The following is a 4,865-nucleotide window of genomic DNA, read 5'->3' on the forward strand; positions in this document are numbered from 1 at the left end:
GCCATCGCCGGGCCGCTGCTGGCGCATTACTGGTCACCGCAGCCGCAGTTGGCCCTGGGCCTGGCGCTGCGCGGCAAAGCGACGTCCGCCATGGACATCTCCGATGGGCTGCTGGCTGATTGCGGGCATATCGCCAAGGCCTCGGCTGTCAGCCTGTTGATCGAACGCGCGCGGTTACCACTGTCAGCGGCGCTACTGGCGTTTGTCGGGGATGAGGCCGCGCGGGTGGCGGCCCTGAGCGGCGGCGACGACTACGTGCTGGCGTTCACCCTGCCGCCAGTGGAGCTTGCGCCCTTGCTGGCCGGCGGCTGGCCGATCCATGTCATCGGCCGGGTCGAGGCGGGGCTGGGCGTGACGCTGCTTGATGCCAAGGGGCAGGACATCACCCCGGTCTTGCGCGGCTATCAACATTTTCGCGATACACCCTGAATAAGCGCCCCGACCTTGCATAGAACCAGGATGAAGGCCAATCGAACCGATTGATCTTTATCAGCGATAATTCAGCTTAAGCGTCTGTAGGAACGTACTGTTACAATGGCCGCCTTTGTAAAAACTGAGATCAGGAGCACACGGTGCCCGTCGTTTTCGTCGCTGCTTCCAAGCTGCCTACCCCTTTTGCCACATTCACCATGAGCGGCTTTCTCGAAGAAACCACAGGCCGCGAGCACGTTGTGCTCAGCCTGGGTGATATCGCTGATGGCGCACCGGTACTGGGGCGCGTGCACTCCGAATGCCTGACAGGCGATGCGCTGTTCAGCCAGCGTTGCGACTGCGGTTCGCAACTGGAGGCCGCCATGCGAGCCATCGCCCGTGAAGGGCGTGGTGTGCTGCTGTATTTGCGCCAGGAAGGCCGTGGCATTGGCCTGTTGAACAAGATCCGTGCTTATGAGCTGCAAGATGGCGGTGCCGATACCGTCGAGGCCAATGAGCGCCTGGGTTTCGCCGCCGACCAGCGTGACTACGCGATCTGCCTGCCGATGCTCGAGCACTTGGGGGTGAAATCCCTGCGTTTGATGACCAACAACCCGCGCAAGGTCAGAGCCTTGACCGAGATGGGCATCAACGTGGCCGAGCGCGTGCCGCTGCACACCGGTCACAACCCGCATAACAAGCTCTACCTGGCGACCAAGGCCAGCAAGCTCGACCACATGATGGGCAACGAGCATCAGGGCGAGGTCGACCGCGCGTGACCCGTGGCCAGGTAAAGCGACGACTGTCCTTCAATTGGTGGCAGTACCTGGCCCTGGCATTGTTGCCGCTGTTCGTGATCAACCTGGTGTTTGGCAAGGCCGAGTCCTTGCTGCCGGTGCTGGCCATGCCGTTCTTTATCGCTGGCGTGGCTTCGATGTTTCTGAGCCTGCGCTACTTCAACGGCTATAAACACGCGCTGATCGCCACCTCCAAAGCCCTCGACACCCCTGAGGAACCGGCTGCCTGGATCACCCTGGCGGCGCGTCGGCGCACGGCCTTGCTGGTGGCGGCCGCACCGGCCTGGATTGGCGCACTGGCGGTGTTTGTCGGCCTGGAAGCGGTGCCGTTGTTCTTGCTGGCGCTGTCGACCACTGTGCTGTTCTACCTCTACCGCATTCCCCGTCAACTGGGATGAGCCGTCGCTGGCTGGCGCTGCTGTTGCTGGCATTCAGCGCCCAGGCCCTGGCGGCCGAGCGTGTCGTCAGCCTGGCGCCGTCGCTGTCTGAAATCGTGGTTGAACTGGGCGCCGCCGACATGCTGGTAGGCGTGCTCGATGGCGGTGAGCGGCCAGCGGCCTTGGCCAAGGTTGCATCGGTCGGGCGTTACGGCCAGCTCGACATAGAACGCCTGCTCAGCCTCAACCCAGACCTTATCTTGCTCTGGCCCGGCAGCGTCGGCCCGGCCCAACGCGCGCAATTGCAGCGTTTGAATATTCCGGTATACGTCGCCGAACCCCATAGCCTTGAACAACTCGCTACTCAAGTCCAGGCGATTGCCGAGCAACTGGGCCGCGTCGATGCCGGTCGAGCATTGGCTGCGCAGTTGCGCCAACGCTTGGTCGAACTGCGCCAACGCTACCAGCGTGCCGAGCCGTTGCGGGTGTTTTACCAGGTGTGGGACGCGCCGCTGTACACCGTCGGCGGTGGGCAGATCATCAGCGATGCATTAAGCGTGTGCGGCGCACGCAATGTGTTCGACGACCTGAAGCTGCCTGCGCCGCAGGTCGGCGTCGAGTCGGTGTTGCAGCGCAATCCCGAGGTGATCCTGGCGGGTGACCGGGCTCAACTTGAAGCCTGGAAAGCCTGGCCCCAGATCGCCGCCGTGGCGCAGGGGCACTTGCTGGTCGTGCCCGACAAAGGCCTGGAGCGGCCCAGCGGCCAGATGGTCGAGGCGGTGGCGAGACTGTGCCAGGTGATTGCGCCGCAGCGCTAGGTTGAGCGCGACGTACTCTCCTACCTGTTATTAAGATTTATCCGTCGAGTAGCCCCTGGGGCAGAGGGTTACTCTGCTGTGCGCGATGCACGCTGCATGGCGATTGTCCCAATACAGGAGCTGGCCATGCGCCGTTTGATCATCGGTATTCCTCTTGCCCTTTTGCTGAGCGGTTGCAGCCTCGTGGAAGGCTACACAACGTTGATGAACTTTGGCGACCACCCCATCGCCGTCAAGGCCGCCGAAGGTCGCACAGCTAAAAAGCAGGATTTTCTGGCGATCCAGAAACCCAAGCTGATCACGCCCATTCGTAACAACGGCGCCCAATGCTTTGAGTATGAGATGGAAAAAAACGGTAAGAAAAAAGACTTTTACGTCGGCTTTACCGATGTCGACACGCTCAGCGCATACGGGTGGACAACGTGTGCCGACGCCATCAAATCTGGATATGTGAAGTAACTGTATCGAGCAACGCCGCTACAGCTGCGGCGTCCACGTCAGCCCCAGCATCCAGGCGCGGCCCTCTTCGCGGTAGTCCTGGTTGTTGGAGAAGTCGGCAGCGTTGTAGCTATAGCGGGCGCGGGCGTACTGGCGGTCGAGCAGGTTGTCGACCTTCAGCGAAACACTCACTTCACGATTGACCGCCCAACTGCTGCGCAGCCCGAGCAGCGCATACCCACCCAGGCGATTGCGGTTGTCTTCGTCGTCGTAGCTGCTGCTGATGGCCTGCCAGCTGGCGCCCAACCCCAGCCTATCGAATTGCCGATCCAGGTCCAGGCTCAGCGTGCGTCGCGCGCGGCGGGCCAGGGTGTGCCCGGTATCGCGGTCGCGCGGGTCGATGACCGCCACGCCCAGGTTGCCCTGCCAGCCGAACCACGTCTGCTTGAGCGCCGCTTCAAAGCCGTCGATGCGCGCCGACGCCACATTTTGCGGCTTGCTGGTGCGGTCGAGGATGATCGCATCGCTCAACTCCGTGCGGTACAGCGAAGCTTCCAGACGCGTGCTGTCGCTGAGCTGGCTGCGCCATTGCAACTCGTAGCTCTTGGACGTTTCCGGCTGCAGGTCGGGGTTGCTGTACTGCGTGTCCGGGTAATACAGGTCGTTGAAGGTCGGTGCACGGAAGCCTTCGCTGTAGCTCAGCAGCAGGTCGTTGTCGGGGTTGACCGGCAAGGTCAGCGTGCCGCTCCAACTGTTCTGCCCGCCGAATTGCTGGTTCTGGTCACGGCGCAGGCCCAGTTCCGTGGAAAACCACTCGCTGTGAAAACGATGCTGCACAAAGGCGGCGCGGTTCCAGCGGGTGTTTTCGGTAAAGGTGGTGGAACCATGGAAACGGTCTTCGTACCAGTCGCCGCCGAGGATCAGACTGTTCTGGTCGTTGAGCGTCAGGTCGTTCTGCCAGTTGACCGAATCGCGGTAGGTGTTGAACACGCTGAAATCGTCACTCAGGGTGTCGCGCTTGGTATCGCGGTTCTCGCTGTGACCGAGCTCCAGGCGCGACTGCCAACGCTCATTGAGGGTGGCGTCGACATACCCGCTGGCGCTGCTCACGGTGTAGTCGGTGTAGGGTTTTTGCCCAACACTTTGCCCGCTGGTGGCGTCGTAGCGGCCGAAGCTGTTGTCGTACTCCGACTTGCCACGGTTATCCAACAGGTTGAAACCCGCTTCCAGCTCATCGCTGAAGGCGTGGCTGAAGTTCAGGCTGAGGGACCTGTTGCGATAGGCATCATGGTCGCCATCGCTGGGGAACGACGCGTGCGTCGAGTTGATGCCCGCGGTTTCGTCCAGGCTCGCGCCCAGGTTGAAACGTGTGTGCGCATCGCCGCCCGAGAGGCCTAGGCTGCGCTCCCAGGTCTGGTTACTGCCAAACCCGAGCTTCAAGCGCGGTTGCAGGCCCTGCTCGGCGTTGCGCCGAGTAAACACCTGGATCACCCCGCCAATCGCGTCGCTGCCATAAATCACTGAGCGTGAGCCGCGCAGCACTTCCACCCGTTCAATCTGGTCGACGTTGAGGTACTGCAGGCCGCTGTCGCCGGACGTAGTGTTGGCGATGCGCTGGCCATCCACCAGCACCAGGCTTTGCGCAGATTTGGTGCCGCGAATATAAATACCCGGCAAGCTGCCACGGCCACCCGTGGGCGCAATTTGCACGCCAGGCACGCGGCTGAGCAGGTCGGTAAGGCTGGTGGGTTGCAGGCGGTCGATGTCGTCACGGGTGAACACCGTGTTGGCGGCGCTGCTGTCATTGCGCGCCTGGACCTGGCGGTTGGCGCTGATGACCACGTTGGGGAGTTTCAGGGCGTCGTCGCGGGTGTCAGCAAGCAGGTCCGAGGAGGCTAGCAGCAGCAGGGCAACGTACAGGCGTTTCATGGACTGTCCATAGCGTTCAAAAATGACTCAAAACCAATGTGGGAGCGGGCTTGCTCGCGAAGGCGGTGTGTCAGTCACAGTCAATGCTGCTGATC

At 62.0% G+C, this 4,865-nt stretch carries 5 protein-coding genes and 1 pseudogene; 5 read left to right on the top strand and 1 reads right to left on the bottom strand.

The features are described from left to right. From WBR57_RS18125 to WBR57_RS18145, 5 genes and pseudogenes are all read left to right on the top strand, one after another. Window positions 1-429: pseudogene (locus WBR57_RS18125) on the top strand (thiamine-phosphate kinase); the annotation flags it as partial. Window positions 430-572: 143 nt separating this feature from the next. Continuing rightward, complete coding sequence (gene ribA, locus WBR57_RS18130; protein WP_424085257.1) at window positions 573-1,190, top strand: GTP cyclohydrolase II; 618 nt, start codon at window positions 573-575, stop codon at window positions 1,188-1,190. Beyond that, the gene (locus WBR57_RS18135) at window positions 1,187-1,606 is read left to right on the top strand and encodes an MFS transporter (protein ID WP_424085259.1); all 420 of its coding nucleotides are present in this window, start codon (window positions 1,187-1,189) and stop codon (window positions 1,604-1,606) included. Before ribA ends, WBR57_RS18135 begins: the two co-directional genes overlap by 4 nt. Further along, on the top strand, window positions 1,603-2,403 hold the full coding sequence (locus WBR57_RS18140; RefSeq protein ID WP_424085261.1) for a cobalamin-binding protein: 801 nt from the start codon (window positions 1,603-1,605) through the stop codon (window positions 2,401-2,403). Before WBR57_RS18135 ends, WBR57_RS18140 begins: the two co-directional genes overlap by 4 nt. Before the next feature lie 126 nt (window positions 2,404-2,529). Beyond that, a complete protein-coding gene (locus WBR57_RS18145; RefSeq protein WP_424085263.1) occupies window positions 2,530-2,862 on the top strand; it encodes a hypothetical protein in 333 nt (110 codons plus the stop codon). An 18-nt stretch (window positions 2,863-2,880) separates the two neighbouring features. On the opposite strand, the gene WBR57_RS18150 is transcribed toward WBR57_RS18145, so the two are convergent. Continuing rightward, window positions 2,881-4,770 carry a TonB-dependent receptor domain-containing protein gene (locus WBR57_RS18150; RefSeq protein WP_424085265.1) on the bottom strand — a complete coding sequence of 630 codons (1,890 nt, stop codon included), beginning with the start codon at window positions 4,768-4,770 and terminating at the stop codon, window positions 2,881-2,883. Window positions 4,771-4,865 lie beyond the last annotated feature (95 nt).

It is taken from the genome of Pseudomonas sp. (genome assembly GCF_049590575.1).
In the GTDB taxonomy this organism is placed as follows: domain Bacteria; phylum Pseudomonadota; class Gammaproteobacteria; order Pseudomonadales; family Pseudomonadaceae; genus Aquipseudomonas.